Genomic DNA, 21140 nt, shown 5'->3' on the forward strand with positions numbered 1-21140 from the left:
GTTTTCATCCGAATGTAAATCTTTTTTCCAATCCTTTTCAGAATCAGGTCTTTATAATTCTACAATTCGTTGATTTTCTGAAAGAAACACACATCCTGATAAGAAGTGCCTACCCGTATCCAGTCCTTCAGGATGCCACATTCAGTATAGCCTGCCGAAGTGAACAGCTTCCGGCTGGCTACATTCCCCACCGGCACATAGGCATACAATTGCCGGAGCCCCAGCAAAGAGAAGCAATGTGATTCCAAAAGAGAAAGCGCCGCCTGCGCCACTCCCTGCCCCCGCAAGTCCTTCCGTACCACAATTCCTACTTCCGCCCGGTTGTGACGCGCATCAAAAGAAAACACATCCACAATACCGGCCACTCCCTGCTCCTCACATACTATCATCAGCCGCAGTTGCCCGTCGGCATACAAGTCATTCTGACTCTCCGCGATGTAGCGTTTCATCTGGTAACGGGAATAAGGACCCGTAGCCGTACCCAGTTCCCAAAGTGCCGCATCGTTCTCAAACGAGAGCATCACCTCCAAATCTTCCGGCTCGGGTGCGCGAAGACTGACATTTCCCTGTTTCATAACCTTCTCATTTTTCCGGTTCGTCTTTCTGCAAATCAAGCTCCCGTATCAGGCGGCCGCGTCCCGGCACACAAAACAGCGAAGCTACCAGCAGCATACCCATACACAACAGACTGGTAACATCGAGCGTAGTATAATACACGGTCAGATTAAACAGTGCCGGAGCCAGCAGCATGGCCAGACGGATTTCACACCAGCGGCGGTAGCTCACCAACGCTTCGGGCAAAGACAACTGACGGACATAGCGTGTCAGCGAAAGGCTGAACATGCGCAGCGACAAGGGTATCAGACATACCGTCAGCAAGATGCCGACAGTCTGCAAAATGTATTCCGCCTGCGCATCGCCCACCATACTTCCCTGAGGCAACACATCCGTTTCATACAACACACACCCTGCCACGACGAGTATCCAGAACAAGGCAAATTCCGCTTCCAGCACACGAAGCAGACGAGTCATTCTTTTTTCCATTTCGTTCTATTTTTAAAGGGTTCCGGTAAACGCCACGCGGTTCACAATGGAGCGTCCCAGCGTCACCTCATCCGTATATTGTAATTCATCACCAATGGAGATTCCACGGGCAATGACGGTTATCTTCACATCGCAGCCCGCCAGTTTGCGGAAAATGTAGAAGTTGGTGGTATCTCCTTCCATCGTAGAACTCAGCGCCAGGATTACCTCCTTGACGGTACCCTCTTTCACACGATTTACCAAACTCTCTATCTCCAAATCTGAAGGACCAATGCCGTCCATGGGCGAAATCACCCCGCCCAGCACATGATACAGTCCGCGATACTGCTGGGTGTTCTCTACCGCCATCACATCGCGTATATTCTCTACCACACACACCGTGGTCACATCGCGCGAAGGATTGGAACAGATGCGGCACACATCCGTATCGGAAATATTATGGCACACCTTGCAATACTTCACCTCTTTCTTCAAGGTAGAAATGGCACTGCTGAAGGCCTCTACCGTGGACGTGTCCTGACGCAACAAATGCAGCACCAGGCGCATGGCCGTTTTCCGTCCGATGCCGGGAAGCTTGGCAAACTCCCCCACCGCTTTTTCCAGTAAAACTGAAGGATATTGTTGATTCATGTTTATCGCTTCTTTAATATGAATGGCAAAAATACGGATAAAACGAGAACCGACCTCCATTTCGCAGACATTATTTTCAAGGAAGTCTTCCACCGAATCCCGTTTTTATATTACCTTTGCATAAAACAACTCACAGATATAACCTATGGACATAACCAGCGCAGAGTTCGTCGTAAGCAACTCACGGGCCGACATGTGCCCCCAGACTCATCTTCCGGAATATGCCTTTATCGGGCGCTCCAACGTGGGAAAATCCAGCCTCATCAACATGCTGACCAAGAATCCCAAACTGGCCATGACTTCGGCCACACCGGGAAAAACCTTGCTCATCAACCATTTCCTCATCAACAAAGAATGGTATCTGGTAGACCTTCCGGGCTACGGCTATGCCCAGCGGGGAAAAAAGATGATGGAGAAAATCCAGAAGCTTATTGAATACTACGTGCTGGAACGGAAACAGATGACCTGCCTGTTCGTCCTCATCGACAGCCGGTTGGAACCGCAGCGCATCGACCTGGAATTCATCGAGTGGTTAGGAGAAAACGGCATCCCCTTCGCCCTGATTTTCACCAAAGCCGACAAGCAGAGTGTGGGAAAGACGAAGGCCAGCGTAAACCGTTTCCTGGACACGCTGAAAGAGCAATGGGAAGAGCTGCCTCCGCATTTTATCTCTTCTTCGGAGAACAAGACCGGACGGCAGGAAATCCTCGATTACATAGAACAAGTAAACCGTTCGCTCAAGGAGCAGGCAGAATAAAAAAATATCCTCCAGACTGCGATTTTCATCCAAACAGTCTGGAGGATATTTTTTCATTATACCTTCCCGCTCAACGAGAGAAAACGATGTTTCCTTCCTTACTCACGTCCAGCCGGACATTATAACAAGCCGCTCCGTCGGGAATACAAAGTGTAACCACGTAACGATAACCTTTTTCATCCACTCTCACAAAGTCCATATCGCTCAGGATGGCGTTGTTCAGAAAATCGGCAGGTACCACGCGGGCAAACATTTCCTTATTTATATCTTTGGAGAACAAGCGGTCCTTTCCCTTGTACACACAGATGTGGATGATATTGTCATAGTAGATATTTTCCACCGGAAGACCTTCTTCATTGATGCTGACAAGGGTTACCCGCTTCTTGGTCGGGTTGATGTACGCATAACCTCTGTAGCGCTCTCCTCCGTGAAAAATAACCGAGTCTTTCTCAAACACCCCGTTTTCTACCACTTTCACCGGAACCACCGTACCAAACGACAAGGTATCCGATTCGGATTTATGCAGGCTCACCGTCTCGCCCACCGACGTGCGGTAGCGCAGGCTGTACGACAGGCATTCTTCTATGAAATAATGAATGGGCTGGGCACTGTACACCGTCATGGTATCATTGTGTACCGAAAAAGCCATCGGGGCATTAATCTGGCTGGCATAATAAATACTGTCGCCTTGAATTTTGAATAAAGGTGCCTCCGTGTTGTCATCCAGCCAGATACCTTGCAACCGTTGTATGACTTCCTGATTTTCATCCTGCTTTTCTGCTCCGTGCTGCTGGGGAGACAGACATCCTGCCAGCATTCCTAATCCCCCAAGGAGCATTCCCAAGCCCATTTTTTTCATGCGTAAATGAATTTCTACATTTTCTTCGGCAAAAATACAACAAATTTGGTTTTCCTCCGAAAAATGCCCGTTGAAAGATACTCCACATAAGAGAAAAATGTATTATTTTTGCAATATGATTGAATTGGCAAAACATATAGAAGTATTATTGCTGGAGAATGATTGTGTCATCGTTCCCGGCTTGGGAGGATTCATTGCCCACAAACGGCAGGCCGCATATTCCATCCAAAAAGGAGAATTCATGCCGCCCCTCCGCACCATTGGATTCAATCCGCAACTGATAATGAACGATGGGCTGCTGGTACAGTCGTACATGCAGGCTTTTAACACCGACTTTCCCGATGCAACCCGCCGGATTGAAAAAACAGTGGCTGAACTGAAAGACCAATTGTACCAGCAAGGTCAGGTCACACTGAACAACGTAGGTACGATTTATTATAACATGAACGGCGGTTATGCCTTTGAACCGGCAGCCGCATCTTATTTCACTCCAAGTCTGTACGGACTGGAAAGTTTCACGCTTCCACAGTTACAGCCTCTTACTGTTTCGTCTTCTCTTAAACAGCTGCTTCCAAAAGTAAACGAGCAGACAGAAAAATCGAAGAAGCATTTCTCCCTGCGTCACTTCACGCGCAACATAGTAGCGATAGCCGTAGCCGTATGTCTGTTCTTCGTACTCTCCGTTCCGGTAGAAAACACGTACATGGACGATGCGAACTACGCCTCTTTAGGTTCTATCAGCATGTTTGATGCCATCCGCAACCAGTCGGTGGCCACCAGCATACAAACAACTCCTCACACAGTAGTTGCACAGAAGGCTGTAAAGAAGCAGACGGGCGAAAAACGTGTCCGTAACAACGTGAACACGCTGAAACCGGTAGTTGTGAAGACGGAAAAAATTGCAGCGGCACCTGCTGCAAAAACAGTCGTAGCTAAAACGGCTACAGCAAAAGCTGAAACAAAGGCAGCCAAATCATCTAAGCAAGTGTCTACACAACCCGCTGCAAGTAAAAAGACGGCCTACATCATCGTAGCCAGTCTGCCGACATCGGACGATGCACAACGTGAACTGAAAAAATTCCAGCAGAAAGGATACAAGAATTGTCAGGTGCTTGAATCGAACGGACGTTTCCGCATCGCACTGGATAGTTATGCCACTTCAGGCGAAGCTTACCAGAAAGTGCAGACGCTGCGTAAACAGGAAGAATTCAAGAGTGCCTGGGTATTCACATCAAAATAAATATGCCCTTTAAAACAGAATGAAAAGAGTAAGATGCCCCAAATGTGACAACTTCATCCAGTTTGATGAAACCAAGTATGGAGAAGGACAGTCACTCGTTTTTATCTGTGACAACTGCAAGAAGCAGTTCAGCATCCGTATCGGAAAATCGAAACTGAATGCCGCCAACCGTAAGGAGGAAGTAATCGACGAGAAAGAAGGCATGCAGGATTTCGGCAACATACTGGCCGTGGAAAACGTATTTGCCTACAAGCAAGTACTTCCGCTGCATGAGGGAGACAACCTCATCGGCCGCCGATGCAAAGGTAACGACATCGACATCCCTATCGAAAGTAATGATCCGAGTCTGGACCGTCGGCATTGTTACATCAACGTCAAGAAGAATAAGCAAGGGAAAATCATTTACACCCTGCGCGATAATGACAGCATCACAGGAACTTTCCTGATGAATGAAATTTTAGGACCGAAAGACCAAATCCGCATTGAAGACGGAGCTATTATTACCTTGGGAGCTACCACCTTGATTCTAAGAGCTGCCGAGGGACAAACGGAAGAGTAAACCGCACACGGACTCTATAATTTTAGGATAACTAATAACTAACAAACCTTTTTATTTCGATTATGGCTTTTACAAACAACGTAATGATTGTCCGGCATAAATTGCTGGAAAACCTGGTTGCTTTATGGAAAGAAAATCAATTAGTAGAAAAAATTGACCGCATTCCTCTGGAAATCAGTCCTCGCCGCTCACAGCCGGTAGGACGCTGCTGTATCCACAAGGAACGTGCCGTTACTAAATATAAGTTGCTTCCGCTGCTGGGCTGGGATATGACCGATGAAACGGATGAGCTGGCTCCGCTTTCTGAATATGCCCGCAAAGCATTGGAACGCAAGGAAAGAATCAAGGAAAATATTCTCTGTGTCATCGACGAAGCATGTTCTTCTTGTGTACAGGTGAACTACGAAGTAAGTAACCTTTGCCGGGGTTGTGTGGCAAGAAGCTGCTACATGAACTGTCCGAAGGGAGCTGTACATTTTAACAAGAAGACTGGTCAGGCACAAATTGACCACGACAAGTGTATCAGCTGTGGTATCTGCCACAAGAGCTGTCCGTATCACGCCATCGTCTACATTCCGGTGCCTTGTGAGGAAGCTTGTCCGGTGAAAGCCATCAGCAAGGACGAACACTACATCGAGCACATCGACGAAAGCAAGTGTATCTATTGTGGAAAATGTCTGAATGCCTGCCCGTTCGGAGCCATCTTCGAAATCTCACAGGTGTTCGATGTATTGGAAGCTATCCGTAAGGGAGAACAGGTAATTGCCATTCCGGCTCCGTCCGTATTGGGACAGTTCAAGGCTACCATCGAACAAGTGTACGGAGCATTGAAAGAGATTGGTTTTGCTGATGTAATTGAAGTGGCCGAAGGTGCCATGCACACTACCAGCAACGAAGCACACGAACTGCTGGAGAAGCTGGAAGAAGGACAGAAATTCATGACTACTTCCTGCTGTCCGTCGTACATCGAACTGGTAAACAAGCACATCCCAGACATGAAGCCTTACGTATCAGGCACAGGCTCTCCGATGTATTATACAGCCCGTATCGCCAAACAGAAATACCCGAATGCCAAGGTGGTCTTCATCGGCCCGTGTATTGCCAAAAGAAAAGAAGCACAGCGCGACGAATGCGTAGACTACGTACTGACATTCGAAGAACTTCACCCGATGTTCCGCGGCTTAGGCATCGAACTGGAACAGGCCAACCCGTACAAAGTGGCATACGAATCCGTATGTGAAGCGCACGGATTTGCACAGGCAGGCGGTGTAGCTGGAGCAGTGAAAGCTTACCTGGGCCCGAAAGCCAACGGCATCAAGATTATGCAGTTCTCTGACTTCACGAAGAAGAACATCGGTGTACTCCGCGCTTACGCCAAGACCGGAAAAGTGGATGCACAGTTCATCGAAATGATGGCTTGCGAAGGCGGATGCGTAACCGGCCCGAGCGCACACAACGATCCTGTAGCCGGAAAACGCCAGTTGAACCAAGACTTGCTGAAACGTACCTTGAAGTACGAAAACAATAATCAGGAATAAACCCATGAGGGAACTTATTGAACGCCTTTACCGGGAGCAGACACTGGCCCCCGGTGAATTGCGTACCCTTCTGCTGGAGTGCCGGGGGGAAGACCTCGACTTTCTCATGCAAAAGGCACGTGCCGTAGCACAAAGCCATTTCGGAAACAAAATCTATATCCGTGGACTTATTGAAATAGGGAACTGTTGTCACAACGACTGTTTCTACTGCGGCATCCGAAAAAGCAACCGCCATCTGAAGCGGTACCGACTGGATGCGGAAACCATTCTGGCTTGCTGCCGGCATGGGTATGAATTAGGATTCCGTACCTTCGTCCTGCAAGGAGGAGAAGACAACTACATGAACGATGACAGGGTAACGGAAGTGGTGACTGCCATACGAACCGAATTCCCCGATGTGGCCATCACCCTTTCACTTGGTGAACGTCCTACACTTTCCTACGAACGTTTTTTTCAGGCAGGTGCCAATCGCTATCTGTTGCGCCACGAAACGCACAACGAAGCACATTACTGCCGCTTGCATCCTGAAGACATGTCACTGTCCAACCGTTTGCGTTGTCTGAACGATTTGAAACGCATCGGATTCCAGACGGGAACCGGCATCATGGTGGGAAGTCCAGGACAAACCGTCGAGCACCTGGTGGAAGACATTCTTTTCATAGAACAATTCCGTCCCCAGATGATTGGTATCGGCCCTTTCCTTCCTCATCATGACACTCCTTTCGCTTCCTGCCCGCCCGGCAGTCTCACGCAGACACTCACGCTGCTTTCCATCTTCCGGCTGATGCATCCGCAGGCATTGATTCCTTCTACCACCGCCCTGGCAAGCCTTACCCCTGACGGGCGCGAGAAAGGCATACTGGCAGGTGCCAATGTAGTGATGCCCAACCTCTCTCCGGTAGAACAGCGAAAGAATTATGCCTTGTATGATAATAAAGCCTCTATGGGCTCAGAAGCTGCCGAAGGACTGCGTCTGCTGGCACAACGGCTGGCTGCCATTGGTTACGAAATAGATAAAAGCCGAGGAGATTATCCCGGCAAAACACTATAAATTACATTACAGCTATGTACAAGATTGATTCTCAAAAGGCAGAAGAATTTATCTGCCACGAAGAAATTCTCGATACCCTGGAATATGCCCAAAGCAAAAGCCAGGACAAGGAACTGATACGTTCCATCATTGAAAAGGCGCGCCTTTGTAAAGGACTCTCCCACCGCGAGGCTGCCGTACTGCTGGAATGCAACGACCCGGAACTGGTGGAGGAAATCTACTGCCTGGCTCGTGAAATCAAGCAGAAATTCTACGGCAACCGCATCGTAATGTTTGCACCTCTTTACTTGTCAAACTATTGCGTAAACAGTTGTACCTACTGTCCTTACCACGTTAAGAACAAGACCATTGCCCGCAAGAAACTGACACAGGAAGACATCCGTCGTGAAGTCATCGCCCTGCAGGACATGGGGCACAAGCGTCTGGCATTGGAAGCTGGAGAAGACCCGATTCACAACCCCATCGAATACATTCTGGAGTCGATAAAGACCATCTATAGCATCAAGCACAAGAACGGAGCAATCCGCCGGGTAAATGTGAACATTGCCGCGACTACGATGGAGAATTACCGCCGCCTGCACGAAGCCGGTATCGGTACCTACATTCTATTCCAGGAAACGTACCACAAAGAGAATTACGAAAAGCTTCACCCCAGAGGTCCGAAAAGCAACTATGCCTACCACACGGAGGCCATGGACCGTGCCATGCAGGGAGGAATCGATGATGTGGGTATCGGCGTACTGTTTGGCCTGAATACTTACCGCTACGATTTTGTGGGACTGCTGATGCACGCCGAACACCTGGAAGCGACTTACGGCGTAGGTCCGCACACCATCAGTGTGCCCCGTATCTGCTCGGCCGACGACATTGACGCTTCTACCTTCGAGAATGCTATCTCCGACGAGATATTCCAGAAGATTGTAGCCGTCATCCGAATCAGCGTGCCTTATACGGGTATGATTATTTCCACACGTGAATCGCAGCGTTCACGCGAGAAGGTGCTTGCCCTTGGCGTATCACAAATCAGCGGTGGTTCCCGCACCAGCGTGGGAGGTTATGCTACCGAAGAACTGCCGGAAGAAAACTCGGCTCAGTTTGATGTAAGCGACCACCGCAGCCTGGATGAAATCGTGGCCTGGCTGCTGAAACTGGGCTACATCCCCAGCTTCTGTACGGCCTGCTACCGTGAAGGACGTACGGGCGACCGTTTCATGTCGCTGGTCAAGACAGGCCAGATAGCCAACTGCTGTGCCCCCAATGCCCTGATGACGCTTCAGGAATACCTCTGCGACTACGCTTCGCCCGAAACACGCCGACTGGCTGAAGACATGATTCGCAAGCAGATGGAAGAGATTCCGAATCCCGCCATTCGCAAAAGAGCCTTGGAAAATCTGGAACGGATTGCCGAAGGAAAACGCGACTTCCGTTTCTAATGTGTGAACTTAAAGCCTGATTAAACGTATGAACGATACTCCCCGTGCCAACCGGCTGCACATCGGTCTGTTTGGTAAGCGAAATGCCGGAAAATCATCACTGATTAATGCCCTGACGCATCAGGATACAGCCCTTGTGTCGGATATCCCCGGCACGACCACCGACCCGGTTTTTAAGGCCATGGAAATCCATAGTCTCGGTCCCTGCGTATTCATTGATACGGCCGGCTTCGACGACGAAGGCGAGCTGGGCGAACTCCGTATCCGCCAGACACAGCGTGCGCTGGAGAAAACCGACATCGCCCTGATGGTCTGTACCGACGAGCACCTGGACGAAGAGTTGCACTGGCAACGCTTGCTGAAAGAAAAGAATGTGCCTGTTATCTGGATACTGAACAAATGTGACCTATTGTCCGATGCCGAACAGACCATGCGCCGCATCGAACAGCAATGCGGACAGGTTCCCCTATTAGTGAGCACCCTCACCGGAAAAGGTCTGGACGACATTCTGCGCAGCCTGCGAAACAAGTTGCCGGATGAAACCATGGCACAAGGCATCGTAGGCCGGCTGGTAGAAGAAAATGATACCGTCATGCTGGTTATGCCACAGGACATCCAGGCCCCCAAAGGCCGCCTTATCCTACCTCAGGTACAAACCATCCGCGAGCTGCTGGACCGCAAATGCCTGGTGATGAGCTGTACCACCGACAAGATAGATGCCATGCTGGCCGCATTAGCCCGTCCGCCGAAGCTAATTATCACCGACTCACAGGTGTTCCGCACGGTATATGAAAAGAAGCCTGCCGAAAGCCGGCTTACCTCTTTCTCCGTCCTCTTTGCCCAGTACAAAGGCGACATCGACTACTACATGGAAGGAGCCAATGCCATTGCCCGACTGACACCGGAGTCACGGGTACTGATTGCTGAAGCATGTACGCATGCCCCACTGACAGAAGACATCGGGCGGGTGAAAATCCCGAATATGCTCCGTAAGCGCATCGGTGAAGGCCTGCAAATCGACATCGTGTCGGGCCCGGATTTCCCGGAAGACCTGGCCCCATACGACCTGATTATCCATTGCGGGGCCTGCATGTTCAACCGCAAGTATGTGCTGAACCGCATCGGCCAGGCCCGCGCCCAGCAGGTTCCCATGACCAACTACGGAGTGACTATTGCCTATCTGGCGGGAATCTTGGATAAAATCGATTACTGATTTATGAAATGTGGCGCATACTTTCCTGCATGCGCCACACCGTTATCCATTCTTTCCAATATCAAAATATTAATATACGATTTCCCGTTCAATTTCCTCAAAGCGAGGGAACAGCAGATTGTTTTCCAGGTGGATATGCTCAAACAAGGCATCCACAAACACTTCCAGTTCCTGCATCAGCAGACGGTAGCTGGCACAGCCATCCTGAGGTACGGAGAAGTGATTCGTCAACTGAATGATGTGCAGGTAGCGGTTTCCTTCCCCCTCGTGTTCCATCTTCATCACCCGGATAGGATTCGATATCGTACCGCAATGCATCGGGGCCATACGCTGTCCCTGTTCCTTTGCAGTGTACAATTCATAGAGATATGGGAACAGCACATTCTCTTCTTTCTGAAGATGCATTTCCAAGTCCTCCAATGATTCACAGACCAGTGCTTTCAACTCATGCAGTTCCGGATGCGCTTCCCCATGTACTCGTTCCACCTTCTCCAGCAACGCCAGCAGTTCCGGTCCACGGGCACGAATTCCCCGATGATGTATCTTCAGGATGTAATCCATCAGCAGGTCCAGCGGCCACGAATCAAACGGAATCCGTCCGTTACCAGCTTCATCCTGACGGAGCAATGCCTGTTCCACTTCTTCTACAGCCAGTCCCAAATCTGCACAGGCCTTTTCCAGCATCACTTCGCCATGACAGCAGAAATCAATGCCATATTTTTTAAATACGCTTGCTGCTGCAAAATCATCGGCCACAATTTGTCCCACACTCGTATACTTCCAGTCTATTGTCTTCATATTTAATTCGTTTTATTGATTACGGGTGCAAAGATAGGCCCTCCGGCAGAGAAACTTTGTCACATACGTGACACCGACCTATAACGAAAGTTAAACCTGCTTCTACGAAAAAGAAGCGCACACCGTTTGCAGAAAAACACTAACTTTGCAGGCACGTAAAAAAACATTTGCACATGGAAACAAAAGAAATACCTATACTTCTGCTTACCGGATACCTGGGAAGCGGAAAAACAACCCTGCTCAACTACCTGCTGAGCAACCGTGAAGGCATCAAGTTTGCTGTCATCGTAAACGACATCGGCGAAATCAACATCGATGCGGAACTGATACAGAAAGGCGGTATCGTAGGCCAGAAAGAAGAGAGTCTGGTGGCTTTGCAGAACGGCTGCATCTGCTGTACCCTCCGTACCGACCTTATCGAACAGATATTCGAGCTGATGAAAATGCAGCGCTTCGACTACATCGTCATCGAAGCCAGCGGTGTCTGCGAACCGGAACCGATTGCCCAGACCATCTGTTCCATTCCTCAGTTGGGTGGTGCCTACACCAAGTACGGAACCTGCCGCCTTGACAACATCGTGACCGTGGTCGATGCCCTCCGCCTGCAAAGCGAATTCGACGGTGGCAACGAACTTACCCGAAAGGACTTGGAAGAGGAAGACATTGCCAACCTGCTCATCCAGCAGATTGAGTTCTGTACCACCGTGCTGCTGAACAAGGTATCGGAAGTCACTCCCGAAAAACGGGAGCGCATCAAAAGCATCATCCGTACCCTACAGCCCCGTGCGGAAATCATTGAATGCGACTATGCCAAGGTAGACCTCGACAAGATTGTAGGCACCCACCGATTCGACTATGCACGGGTGGCCACTTCTGCCGGATGGATTCGGGAGATAGAACGCCCCGTATCCGAAGAAGAAGCGCATCCTCACCATGAAGCACATGCACATGAGTATCATGAGGAACACGAGCATCACCACGAGGAAGGACACGAGCATGCACACGCTCATGAACACTCACACGAAGGCTGCCACCATCACCACCACCATGAAGAAGGTGAGACGGAGGAATACGGCATCAGCAGTTTCGTGTATTATCGCCGCCCTGCCTTCGACATCCATAAGTTCGATCGTTTTGTGATGACAAAATGGCCTCGCAACGTAATTCGAGCCAAAGGTGTATGCTACTTCGCCCACAATCGCGACATGTCGTTCCTATTCGAACAGGCTGGACGACAGAAACAGATTTCAGAAGCCGGACTTTGGTATGCTACCCAGCCGGAAGAAGAAATCGTGAAACTGATGAAGCGCGAGCCCGGCCTGCTGAGAGACTGGGATGAACACTATGGCGACCGCATGCAGAAGATTGTCTTCATCGGCCAGCATCTTGACAAGGAACAGCTCATCAAAGATCTGGATGCCTGTTTGGAATAAATCCGATAGCCATAAAAATAATGATGCCTTCCCGAGTCCATTCATTCCGTGACTCAGGAAGGCATCATGCTTTTATATAAGTAACTCCTGATACCTATTCTACTTCCCTGACATACTCTTTCACCGCATTATCGGCCGATTGCAAGCTTATCTGCCGCAGCACCACCTGCCCCGCCTTTTTATTCTCCGGCAAACTGATGTCCGAAAGACGTACATCGCTCACCCTGTCGAACACAAAAGCCGGACGGAAATCATCTTCCTGCAAACGTAACTTGACATTGTGCATCTGGATACCTTTCACATGGCGCACATAGAATCCCCATGAAGGCAGTTCCTCGAACATGGTAAACTCCGGGTATCCTTTTTCATTTTCCGGCACGTCTTTCAAACGGCTCACCGACATATAGGCCATTCCGCGTGTAGCACGTCCCGGACACACAATCTCTATATTCTCCAGTTTCACGTTTTCAATCTCCGCCCCGTCGACCGACTCAATGGCTATGGCCGAACGAAAAGTATCTTTAATCCGAATATTGTCAATTGTCACATTCTTGAATCCACCCAACGATTCCGTACCAAACTTAATGGCACTGGCACTGCTGATGATGTGGCAGTTGGAAATGGATACCCGGTCGTTCCATGCTCCCCGGTTTTATGCGACTTCAGGCAAATGCCATCGTCCGCTGAGTTGATGAAACAATTGGAGATACGTACATCCTTACAATCGCTGATGTCAATCCCGTCATTGTTCCAATACGCCCTGTTTTCCACATGCAGACTATCAATCGTCAGATCGACACACAGAGAAAAAGAAAGCCCCCATGCCGCACCACTCCTAAAATTAGTCTTCCGAAGCTCCACCTTCCGGCAATTACGCATAAAAAGCAACTTTGGACGTGTGTTCGGCCGTTTGCGATACGTATTATAGTGCTTGTCCACCAGTTCCCCCGTATGATGCAGGCTGTCAATCGTAAGGACCAGTTCCCGGCCTTGTCCGTCTATACATCCTTCTCCCGTAATGCCGATATTCTCTGCCTCTTCCGCATAAATCAGCGCCTGGTCAAAGTGGTCATTGTTGACTTTCAGTTCCTTTTCGGTGCTGAAACCCGGATAATCATAAGGACTCGTACTTCCTAACAGCATCGCTTCCTTTTCCAGGTAAAGTGTCACATTCGATTTCAGTTGCAGGCTTCCGGTCAAGTAGCGTCCGGCAGGGAAGTACAACTGTCCGCCCCCTTTTGCATGAAGTGCGTCAATAAATCCGTTCCTCAAACAGCAGGGGTTCGCGTACCCCTTTCACCGGCACGGTCAGTTCCACCATCAGTCCACGTCCCCGGATTTCTTTTATAAGCGGAGAGTCCAGCTCCTGCAACCGCTGCATCAGATACATTCCCGCATGAAGAGCATTCTCTATCAGTTTCTCCTCGCGGATAATTTTCAGCACAGCCAGAGCTGCGGCGCATCCCAAATGATTACCACCGAACGTCGTACCGAGCATTCCTTTTCGAGCGGCAAACATCGGACTAATCAAGACTCCCGAAAAAGGAAATCCGTTGGCTATACCCTTAGCCACAGTGATAAGGTCCGGCTTGATGCCAGCCCACTGGTGAGCAAAGAACTTCCCCGTACGACCATAGCCCGACTGTATTTCATCAAGAACCAATACCACCCCATAACGTATCGTCAGTTCCCTCAATTGCCGCAGAAAGTCCTCATCAGGAACCTGGATTCCCCCTACTCCTGAAATCCCTTCCAAAATTACGGCACACACATCTCCCTTGGCCAACTCAGTTTCCACTTCCTTTATATCCAAGGCTGCAAAATACACGTTATGATTCGTATTAATCGGTGCATGAAGAGCAGGATTGTCCGTCACTTCCACAGCCGCCGACGTGCGCCCATGAAAAGAGTTTCTGAAAGCCACTACCCGTTTTTTCCCGTATGAAACGAAGCCAGTTTCAGGGCATTTTCGTTGGCCTCTGCTCCCGAGTTGACAAAGAACACCCGATAATCAGGATACCCCGACAGCTCACCCAGCTCATAAGCCAGTCTTTCCTGCAACTTATTCACTACCGAGTTCGAATAAAACATCAGCTGCTGCAGCTGCTCACTCATGCACTTCACCAGATACGGATGCGAATGTTCCACCGAAATCACGGCATGTCCGCCATACAAATCAAGATAGGCCTGCCCCTTCTCGTCATATACCTCACAGCCTTTTCCCCTTACGATATTCACGGGAAAAACCGAATACACATCAAACAGTTCCATCATCCTTTACATTTTACGATATAGCCTGCGGCAAAGTCATTCCATCCTGCCGTATTTCATTTCATCTCCATTCTTGTCATATTGCTTACGCTTGCCGGTGGGAGGGCTTAATAAAGTAATCCGTACCACCTCCGTACGATAAAGGCTTCTCTGCACCGCCTCATCAAACGCATCCATGTGCTTGGGCAGGAAACGTTGACTGATGGCCCGAAGCGCCTCAATCTTCTCTTCCGTATCCGTCACCCGTTCCGCCTTGCCAAAAGCGATGGCCGAACGATATTGAAGTGTAAACGTGCCGTCCTTCGGCCCCACAGTAGGCTGGCACTTCGTAACCGCCGAAAGACATACTTCCGGATGCACGGCAATGGCATCCAGATTATCCCCTTCAGGATCACAATGAAAATACCACACGTCATCACTTGTACAAGCCAGTGAAAGCGGCACCCCGTATGCACTTCCGTCGACCCGGGTAAAGCTGACCGTGATGTAAGGAGCCCTGCGCATAACCTCCAAAGCCCACTGACTATCCATTTCTCTACTTGCTTTTCTCATCTGTAATTCCTTTTATTCAGATTTTTCCTTTGTATTTGTTTCACAAAAATACGGCTCGCCAGTCAATCTGCATGTAAGATTTATGACAAGGGGATTAATTAACACTCCCACAAAAACAGATTAATCCTGCCTTTCTATTGAAAGTAATAAACAAAAAACATATTTTTGCAAAAGAAAATGCAGAAAGACAGATAATGAAAAGCATACCATTCAACGATTATTACAAGGAAAAACTTTTTTCTATTCCACTCTTTAAAGAACTGCCGGATTACCTGAAAAGTGAGATTCTAAAAAGACTTGACTTCCGTCTTCAGGAAATCAACGAGAATACGGTTATCCTGGAGCAAGGAGATATATGCTGTAATCTGTATGTATTGCTTGAAGGAACCTTGGAGGTAAACATTATCGATGCCAACGGCAATGAAGTCTTAATCGAACACATTGAGTCGCCCAGGGCTTTCGCCACCCCTCACCTGTTCAAGAAAGACAACCGTTTCCCCGCCACATTCCGTACGCTGGAAAAATCGGTCCTCCTGACTGCCACCAAGGACTCCACCTTCCATCTTATCAGCAAATATCCGGATATGCTGAAAAGTTTTCTCTGCGTATCAGGCAACTGCAACGTGTGTACCACCATGCGACTGGACGTGCTGTCACGAAAAACCATTCGCGAAAGAATCCTGGTCTATTTACTGAAACAGCTGGATAAAGACACTTCTACCGTGAAACTGACGCATACCCTTACGCAACTGGCCGAATACATTAACGTGACACGTCCGGCCCTGTCTACCGAATTCAATAAGATGGAAAAAGAAGGCATCCTCAAAAGGAAAGAAGGCAATTACATCGAACTGAACCGAAAAGCCATAAAAGGCATTATATAAAGAACAAGGACCGCTCCTTCAATGTGGAACAGTCCTTGTCCTTTTTTATTGCGCACGTAACTATTATTTTTTGAAAAGAGTCGGATTGACGTTCAAAGACACCCATCCCCAGTCTTGCCAGCTTTTGTGATTTCCTCCTTTCACGACATCCATTGTCGAAGTTCCTCTCATCAGCGAGTAACCCACCGAAAGGCTGACATCTTTCATGATTTTCCAGTCCAGCTGATAATCCAGTTCAGACCCTAAGGTACGGTTCAGGCTCTCCAGCTTCACACCTGTGGCGAAATAATGATAATTCAGTCCCATCGATACAGAAGAAGATACCTTATAACCTACTCCTATCTGCGTGTCAGAAAGTCCCGGTGCATAGCCATTCACAAAATCGGACGCATAAAAATAATCCATTGCTCCGTAAAATTTATGATGAGTGCCATACAGCGGATTAAAAGCCCGGTAAGTGGCATCGGACTTCTTACTACCACTCAGGTAATCAGTTCTCACATTGACCGTCCAGCTGTCATTGATAGAATACGAAGCCCGCACACTTCCCATGAAAGCAGAAACCTTGCGTGCGGATACATTCTTTCCTGTCTGATAATAGAAAGATCCTGACAGATTCCATGAGGCCGGGGTGAATTGTACGTACGTGCCCACCGTCTGCATATATTGTGTATCCGACTCTCGGGTTTCGGCATCACCTCCTTCCTGACCCAGATTCATGGCCAGCACAGAAAGTTTCACAGGTGCAGATGCGAAATCATAATGATACCACAAGGACTGCATATTTTTATAAAGTTTGGTCTTGCTGCTGTCATAATATGTTCCGCCTATCAGGGTCTCGTCATTCTGGTTGAAAGCAAAGATACCATCCAGCTGATGCCCTCCATGTCTGTAGCCTATTTTCAGGGCATCATGATAGCGCCCTGCCACGTTCCAGTCCAGTCCTCCCAAAATGCGCTCATCATCATACACCAGCGACTGCCTTCCCAGCTGCATGAACCACGAGTCATTCAGATGGAATGCAGCCCAAGCCTCGTTCAATATAAAACGCCCGTTTTTGTCAACCAGCGCATCCTGCCCCCACACACCGACATGCTGTGCCGAGAACTTCAACGACAACTTCTTGCGTTCATATCCCAAAGTCAGTCGGGCACGTTCATTGATAAACCCCGCAGGTTTATCACCCTCACCGCGGGGAGACAGCGCGCCATTCCGGTATTCTCCTCTTGTACGAATCTGGGCTGAGGCCCAAAAATGACTTTCTTCATTCTCCTGAGCATGGACCAAGGACACCTGCCCAAGAAGCAAAGCCACCGCCCATGCAGACAAAATTCTTTTTCTCATACTCTCAGCGTTTTTATCAGTTCATATTATAGGTGTGAATACTGCTTCCTTGTGCGGAAGGCAGGTAATTAATGCCCCACCAGCACATCTGCAGAAAAACAAAAGAAATCAGCAGGACCGACAATGACAACCGACGCTTCTGCTGTAACCCTATTCGCATGTGAATGTAAGTAAGATACGAAAACCAGGTCACAGCCGCCCAAGTTTCCTTGGGGTCCCACGCCCAGTAATGTCCCCAGGCTTCCTTCGCCCATAAGGCACCGGTAAGCATTCCCAGTGTCATGAACGACAGTCCGACATATACAAGGTTATCACACAAGGCCATTTCCTTCTCGTCACACCGGTTCTTTCTGACCCAGAGCAGGTAAATGGCCATCACGGCAGAAGCTCCCAGCATGGCATAAGCGAACATATAAATAATGACATGAGGAGCAAACCAGGGACTCTGCAAGGCAGGCATGAGCGCTTTATTGTGTATCTCCGGCTTCAGAATATTCACACAGATAAAAACAACCGACAGCAATGTGCCAAATCCTAATATCCATTTATATTTCCACCTTATGTAAGTAATCAGTCCGGCAAAAGGCAAAAAGAACGAATACCACAAACGGGTTTCTCCCATCGTACGCAGAGGAGGACGCTCCAGTGAATGCCACAACAAGCTGATAAATGTACCAAACACCACAAGCCCTAACACCGTACACGCACATGCGCGCAGACGACTCCCCTTAAAGGCACTCCATGCACCAGCTATCCAGCACAGCACAGCCACCAGGGCAAAATAACTAAACCAGTCCCAATTCAGCATATTCTTCTCAACACTTATTATTCTTCTGGGCCGTTACGAACATGCATACAGCCCCCAGCATCATCATTACAATTCCCACATAAACTACCGGAAGCCATGGGTCTGACACCAGTTCAAACACACTGACATCACTCCAGCGACCTTTGCCCTCATCGTAGCTTAACTGATAGATTTTCCAGCCTTCCACTTTCGCCGGCTTATTGACTTCAATTGTCTGCTCAAGCTTTTTTCCTGTCTCTGTATAAATTGTCACCTCAGACGAGAAGCGCCGTGGCTCTCTGTCGGGCATCACCAGGCTGCAGACACTATCGAGCCGGAGCGCCTGATACGGGAACAGAAAACTTCCGCAGCTTACCCAGCCGTCTGCCATCTGCTTTCCATCAGCAGAAGTAGCCCTGACATGGACGGCACACGTAGCTCCCATGCTCGGCCATTCCACGTACCTCACCGTATCTTCTCCTGACACGGAGGCAGCCATATCTATCTTGTTACGTACCTCAATATTCCATCCGGACAACACACCCTGACTGACACCCTCTTCCAAAAGCAGATGAGCAGGTGCGTTGTCTGGCAAAGCTCTTCCGGTAGCATTGTCTATCAGCATCAGCTTGGGAGGATATTCTTCTATACTGAAATTCTTGAGTTCGATGGCCAGTGGTAACTCGGTTAACTGCCCGTTCGTGTCCGTAGCACGCCATTCAGCCTGACCCACACGTGTATTCATCGTCAACCGTTTCATATCGGCACTACCCAGTGTAGCAGATACCAACGCCACGAATAACCCAAAATGATTCAGCAGAAACGGTATCTTCTGAAACCGAAATGAAAATAGGTGCTTGAGCGATACCAGTCCTACGATGGACGTCATCCAAAAATACTCCAACACGAAAGGCCACCATGAAATCATGCGGTTAAACATGGAAATACCCTCAGCAGGTACATGTCCCGGGACCTGCTTAATCATACCCATACAGAATGTAAGGACCGACACAGCTGCCAGCGAAGGAATCGCCGCTTTGTACGACATGGCCCAGCGCACGAAATAAAGCTTTTTCCGCAAAGAATACAATGCCACCAGCCCCACCAGGTAAGCCACTGCCACACACAAATTCAATGGCCAGGAAAAGCTGTTCCAGTCTACTCCACCCGTCATCAAATGAAGAATAAGACCTATGACGAGCAATCCCGCACAGGTCATTATTCCTTCTTTTATCCCCCAAGTATTTTTCCACATAACACTTAAATGATACGTTCCTTCAGTTTTGCTTCTTTCAACCAGTTCGGAACCGTTTCATTCAAGAAACGTTCTTTAGCAGCTTTTTCAGCCGGGATGTCCAGACCTATGAACTCCTGCGCTTTCTCTTTGGTAGAAATATCCGGCATCGGCACACTCTCCGTGTAACCGTGCTTAGCCAGAATACGGACAAGAGAAAGACGGGCCTGCAGTGCTCTGTCCAGTCCATGCGACAGGATTCGCTGAATTTCCTGAGGTGCATGGAAAGCAGCTCCATGAGAAGCTACTCCAAAATCCCAGCGCCACTGAGCTTCACGCAGCAGTTTCAATACCGGTTGCATTTCATTCTCTGTCGCTCCCTTATCCCAGGCGAATTTAGCTTCGATATGTGCCGAAGCCAGTTCTTTTTCCAGACGGGTTCTGATCTCATTGGCCTTACGCTGACGTTCATACACGTTATTGCGCAATGTTTCTTCACTTTCACGATGACACACCTGACACGTACGGTCTATCATGGCAAGCGGACTCTGGATGTGATGGTCACTGAATTTCATTCCTCCCTCACTCTTATACGGCATGTGACAATCGGCACACGATACTCCTCTCTGTCCGTGAATGCCCATCTGCGAAATTTCATAGTCAGGATGCTGTGCCTTGAGAATCGGTGTACGGCTCAAAGCATGCGTATAGTCAGAAAAGCCGGCTTCATCGTAATATTGCTCGATGGCCTCTACCGTCATGCCCTTGTCCCATGGGAAAGTGAGGTACTTGCCGTCTCCTTTAAAGTAATATTCCACATGACACTGTGCACACACCAGCGAGCGCATTTCCTGAGGAGTGGCTTTTGTGATGTCTTTTCCCTGACGGGCAAAAGCTTCAATCAGGGCCGGACGGCTGATATGCAAATCCATTGTTTCTGAATCATGACAATCTGAACAGCCTATCGGATTCACAATCTCATTGCCGAAAGCAGCCCACTTGTTATTGTAAAATGAATCTACCCCTATCTCCTGCATCATACGCGGCACATCAGGACTCTTGCAGGTCCAGCAAGTAGAGGGCTGAGGGCCGTCTTTTTCACCCTGAGGTGCTCCTGTTCGCAACGTGGCACGAATGTCTTCAATGGCATGCATGTGGCCACGAGGAGTGGCATAGTCTTTTGAAAAGGCATAGCCTGCCCAAAGAATCACCATCTCCGGCCGCTGTGCCAGCACATCCACCTGCACATTTCCGTTGAATTCACTTTCAAAATCTGTGCGGGCAGTTTCAGTCCAAGTCTGATATTCTCTCGGGAAATCTCCCTGGAATTTCTCGTTCTGAGCCACAATCCCTTTCATCGGATTCTTCCGGTTATTAAATATGCTTGCCACTTCGGCCCTGCGTTCTGACAACGCAGACACGGCAAGTCCTAAACAAAACACGACGGCCATTGATGCACCAAACAACAGCCATCCCTGCCAAGATTTAAAATTATGAATCATACTATACGAGT

General features: G+C 48.9%; 21 protein-coding genes and 1 pseudogene. 9 read left to right on the forward strand and 13 right to left on the reverse strand.

Annotated elements, in window-relative coordinates; all coding sequences use genetic code 11:
• Positions 1–59: 59 nt before the first annotated feature.
• From WKT20_RS00820 to recR, 3 genes are read right to left on the reverse strand one after another with little or no spacing between them, the layout of a single operon-like run.
• The gene (locus tag WKT20_RS00820; protein ID WP_117701616.1) at positions 60–575 is read right to left on the reverse strand and encodes a GNAT family N-acetyltransferase; all 516 of its coding nucleotides are present in this window, start codon (positions 573–575) and stop codon (positions 60–62) included.
• A 7-nt stretch (positions 576–582) separates the two neighbouring features.
• On the reverse strand, positions 583–1044 hold the full coding sequence (locus WKT20_RS00825; RefSeq protein WP_117701615.1) for a hypothetical protein: 462 nt from the start codon (positions 1042–1044) through the stop codon (positions 583–585).
• A gap of 12 nt (positions 1045–1056) precedes the next feature.
• Positions 1057–1674 carry a recombination mediator RecR gene (gene recR, locus WKT20_RS00830; RefSeq protein ID WP_117701673.1) on the reverse strand — a complete coding sequence of 206 codons (618 nt, stop codon included), beginning with the start codon at positions 1672–1674 and terminating at the stop codon, positions 1057–1059.
• Between the two features lie 145 nt (positions 1675–1819).
• Here recR and yihA point away from each other — a divergent pair, with 145 nt between their 5' ends.
• Positions 1820–2431 (forward strand): ribosome biogenesis GTP-binding protein YihA/YsxC, encoded by a 612-nt coding sequence (gene yihA / locus WKT20_RS00835; protein ID WP_117701614.1) that lies wholly within the window; start codon positions 1820–1822, stop codon positions 2429–2431.
• 70 nt (positions 2432–2501) lie between these two features.
• Here the strand turns inward: yihA and WKT20_RS00840 are convergent, their stop codons facing one another.
• Complete coding sequence (locus WKT20_RS00840) at positions 2502–3290, reverse strand: DUF4738 domain-containing protein (RefSeq protein ID WP_117701613.1); 789 nt, start codon at positions 3288–3290, stop codon at positions 2502–2504.
• A gap of 115 nt (positions 3291–3405) precedes the next feature.
• Here WKT20_RS00840 and WKT20_RS00845 point away from each other — a divergent pair, with 115 nt between their 5' ends.
• From WKT20_RS00845 to hydF, 6 genes are all read left to right on the forward strand, one after another.
• Positions 3406–4530 (forward strand): HU domain-containing protein, encoded by a 1125-nt coding sequence (locus tag WKT20_RS00845; protein ID WP_118441393.1) that lies wholly within the window; start codon positions 3406–3408, stop codon positions 4528–4530.
• Positions 4531–4549: 19 nt separating this feature from the next.
• Positions 4550–5089, forward strand: a complete 540-nt coding sequence (locus tag WKT20_RS00850) for an FHA domain-containing protein (protein WP_007560480.1) — start codon at positions 4550–4552, stop codon at positions 5087–5089.
• A 62-nt stretch (positions 5090–5151) separates the two neighbouring features.
• Complete coding sequence (locus WKT20_RS00855) at positions 5152–6627, forward strand: 4Fe-4S dicluster domain-containing protein (protein ID WP_270653176.1); 1476 nt, start codon at positions 5152–5154, stop codon at positions 6625–6627.
• A gap of 4 nt (positions 6628–6631) precedes the next feature.
• Positions 6632–7678: a [FeFe] hydrogenase H-cluster radical SAM maturase HydE gene (gene hydE / locus WKT20_RS00860; protein WP_270653175.1), complete on the forward strand. Its 1047-nt coding sequence runs from the start codon at positions 6632–6634 to the stop codon at positions 7676–7678.
• A 14-nt stretch (positions 7679–7692) separates the two neighbouring features.
• The gene (gene hydG / locus WKT20_RS00865; RefSeq protein WP_270653174.1) at positions 7693–9111 is read left to right on the forward strand and encodes a [FeFe] hydrogenase H-cluster radical SAM maturase HydG; all 1419 of its coding nucleotides are present in this window, start codon (positions 7693–7695) and stop codon (positions 9109–9111) included.
• A 28-nt stretch (positions 9112–9139) separates the two neighbouring features.
• Positions 9140–10324, forward strand: a complete 1185-nt coding sequence (gene hydF / locus WKT20_RS00870; RefSeq protein ID WP_270653173.1) for a [FeFe] hydrogenase H-cluster maturation GTPase HydF — start codon at positions 9140–9142, stop codon at positions 10322–10324.
• Between the two features lie 69 nt (positions 10325–10393).
• On the opposite strand, the gene ric is transcribed toward hydF, so the two are convergent.
• Positions 10394–11122: an iron-sulfur cluster repair di-iron protein gene (ric, locus tag WKT20_RS00875; RefSeq protein ID WP_278454007.1), complete on the reverse strand. Its 729-nt coding sequence runs from the start codon at positions 11120–11122 to the stop codon at positions 10394–10396.
• 173 nt (positions 11123–11295) lie between these two features.
• Here ric and WKT20_RS00880 point away from each other — a divergent pair, with 173 nt between their 5' ends.
• The gene (locus tag WKT20_RS00880; RefSeq protein ID WP_270653172.1) at positions 11296–12555 is read left to right on the forward strand and encodes a GTP-binding protein; all 1260 of its coding nucleotides are present in this window, start codon (positions 11296–11298) and stop codon (positions 12553–12555) included.
• A 94-nt stretch (positions 12556–12649) separates the two neighbouring features.
• Here the strand turns inward: WKT20_RS00880 and WKT20_RS00885 are convergent, their stop codons facing one another.
• The 4 genes and pseudogenes from WKT20_RS00885 to WKT20_RS00900 all read right to left on the reverse strand — a co-directional run bounded on the left by WKT20_RS00885 (position 12650) and on the right by WKT20_RS00900 (position 15378).
• A complete protein-coding gene (locus WKT20_RS00885) occupies positions 12650–13102 on the reverse strand; it encodes a hypothetical protein (RefSeq protein WP_340416648.1) in 453 nt (150 codons plus the stop codon).
• Positions 13099–13698, reverse strand: a complete 600-nt coding sequence (locus tag WKT20_RS00890; protein WP_340416696.1) for a glycosyl hydrolase family 28 protein — start codon at positions 13696–13698, stop codon at positions 13099–13101. The genes WKT20_RS00885 and WKT20_RS00890 overlap by 4 nt, the downstream gene beginning before the upstream one ends.
• Before the next feature lie 112 nt (positions 13699–13810).
• Positions 13811–14826 (reverse strand): annotated as a pseudogene (locus tag WKT20_RS00895) (aspartate aminotransferase family protein); the annotation flags it as partial.
• A 36-nt stretch (positions 14827–14862) separates the two neighbouring features.
• Positions 14863–15378: a pyridoxamine 5'-phosphate oxidase family protein gene (locus WKT20_RS00900; protein WP_340416649.1), complete on the reverse strand. Its 516-nt coding sequence runs from the start codon at positions 15376–15378 to the stop codon at positions 14863–14865.
• Between the two features lie 194 nt (positions 15379–15572).
• Here WKT20_RS00900 and WKT20_RS00905 point away from each other — a divergent pair, with 194 nt between their 5' ends.
• Complete coding sequence (locus WKT20_RS00905) at positions 15573–16262, forward strand: Crp/Fnr family transcriptional regulator (RefSeq protein ID WP_177298822.1); 690 nt, start codon at positions 15573–15575, stop codon at positions 16260–16262.
• Positions 16263–16325: 63 nt separating this feature from the next.
• Here the strand turns inward: WKT20_RS00905 and WKT20_RS00910 are convergent, their stop codons facing one another.
• The 4 genes from WKT20_RS00910 to nrfA are packed head-to-tail and all read right to left on the reverse strand — an operon-like array spanning position 16326 to position 21129.
• The gene (locus WKT20_RS00910) at positions 16326–17606 is read right to left on the reverse strand and encodes an alginate export family protein (protein WP_340416650.1); all 1281 of its coding nucleotides are present in this window, start codon (positions 17604–17606) and stop codon (positions 16326–16328) included.
• A gap of 16 nt (positions 17607–17622) precedes the next feature.
• Positions 17623–18411 carry a cytochrome c biogenesis protein gene (locus WKT20_RS00915; RefSeq protein ID WP_118028070.1) on the reverse strand — a complete coding sequence of 263 codons (789 nt, stop codon included), beginning with the start codon at positions 18409–18411 and terminating at the stop codon, positions 17623–17625.
• 10 nt (positions 18412–18421) lie between these two features.
• The gene (locus tag WKT20_RS00920; RefSeq protein ID WP_340416651.1) at positions 18422–19648 is read right to left on the reverse strand and encodes a cytochrome c biogenesis protein ResB; all 1227 of its coding nucleotides are present in this window, start codon (positions 19646–19648) and stop codon (positions 18422–18424) included.
• Between the two features lie 5 nt (positions 19649–19653).
• On the reverse strand, positions 19654–21129 hold the full coding sequence (nrfA, locus tag WKT20_RS00925; RefSeq protein ID WP_270653167.1) for an ammonia-forming cytochrome c nitrite reductase: 1476 nt from the start codon (positions 21127–21129) through the stop codon (positions 19654–19656).
• Positions 21130–21140: the final 11 nt, after the last annotated feature.

Origin of the sequence: Phocaeicola sp. ICN-14070 (assembly GCF_037892625.1) — a bacterium.
GTDB lineage: Bacteria > Bacteroidota > Bacteroidia > Bacteroidales > Bacteroidaceae > Phocaeicola > Phocaeicola plebeius.